Origin of the sequence: Nocardia sp. NPDC058666, assembly GCF_042714895.1 — a bacterium.
In the GTDB taxonomy this organism is placed as follows: Bacteria; Actinomycetota; Actinomycetes; order Mycobacteriales; family Mycobacteriaceae; genus Nocardia.
In genome coordinates, this window is the sequence record NZ_JBHXRY010000043.1 from 1,967 (window position 1) to 2,977 (window position 1,011).

The window sequence follows — 1,011 nt, forward strand, 5'->3', positions numbered from 1 at the left end:
CCTGCCGCTGTTCGACGAGGTGCGCTACAGCCCCGGTTTCCGCTACCGGGAGGCCGGCCTGTACACCCGTGGGCCGCTCTCGCTGTCGCTGGACTTCACCCCCGTCCGCTGAGACCGCGGCGCCCCGCGCCCTGTGCCCGGCGCGCCCCCGCACCCCTCGTACACCCCCCACTGCGTTCAGGACATGACGATGACTTCCACCGACATCAGCCGCGCCATCAACGACCTGCTGTTCACCCCGGGCCTCGACCTCACCGAGGCCATCGACCGGCACTTCGCCCCCGACTACCGCCAGCGCACCAACGGCGTGTGGAGCGACCGGACTTCCTTCGCCCGGCACATGACGCGCCTGCGCTCCCTGATCCGCGACGGGCAGGTCGAGGTCCAGGACGAACTGCGCGACGGGCTGTCCTACGCCGACCGTCACACCGTCACCCTCACCCACCACGACGGCCACGTCTCGCGCACCGAGGTCTACCTCTTCGCCCGGATGGCTCCCGACGGCCGCTTCCGGTGCGTGGAGGAGACCACCTTGCTGGTCACCGGCGAGGGCGACGACTCTCAGCTCGGACTGATCAATTGACAAGCTCCGCAGCGAGAGGGAAGGGAGCCGCCATGGGGTCCGTGGGGGAAAGACTGAGCAGGGCGCGCGTGCAGGCGTTCGTGGGCCGCGACGAGGAACTCGGGCGCTTCGCGGCGGCGTTGGCCGGTGATCCGCAGGCGCCGTTCGCGTTCTACGTGTACGGGCCGGGCGGTATCGGCAAGTCGACGCTGCTGCGGCGTCTCGCGGACCACGCGCGGGCGGCCGGGCGGCTGCTCGTCGAGCTCGACGGGCGGTTCGTCAGCCGGGACCCGGCCGATTTCGAGCGTGCCGCCGGACCGTTCCTGGACGTGCCGGGGACGGTCCTGTTCGTGGACTCCTTCGAGCACTGCCAGTGGCTGGAGAGCTGGCTGTGGCACCACTTCCTGCCGCGGGCCGCGGACGACCTGTCTCTTATACACATCTGACGC

3 protein-coding genes (1 of these 3 running past the window's edge) are annotated in these 1,011 nt (G+C 70.3%); all 3 read left to right on the forward strand.

The window, feature by feature from the left end:
* Tightly spaced (at most 32 nt apart), the 3 genes in view from ACFWVD_RS28195 to ACFWVD_RS28205 form a layout consistent with a single transcriptional unit that may run on beyond the window.
* Positions 1-188 carry the 3' portion of a cytochrome P450, cyclodipeptide synthase-associated gene (locus tag ACFWVD_RS28195; RefSeq protein WP_379247884.1) on the forward strand. Its footprint begins 1,603 nt before the window's first position, so 188 of the gene's 1,791 nt are visible here — the last part of the coding sequence; its start codon lies off the left edge, out of view; the stop codon is at positions 186-188.
* Positions 189-190: 2 nt separating this feature from the next.
* Positions 191-583, forward strand: a complete 393-nt coding sequence (locus ACFWVD_RS28200; protein WP_037861820.1) for a nuclear transport factor 2 family protein — start codon at positions 191-193, stop codon at positions 581-583.
* 32 nt (positions 584-615) lie between these two features.
* A complete protein-coding gene (locus ACFWVD_RS28205) occupies positions 616-1,008 on the forward strand; it encodes an ATP-binding protein (protein WP_379247886.1) in 393 nt (130 codons plus the stop codon).
* Positions 1,009-1,011: the final 3 nt, after the last annotated feature.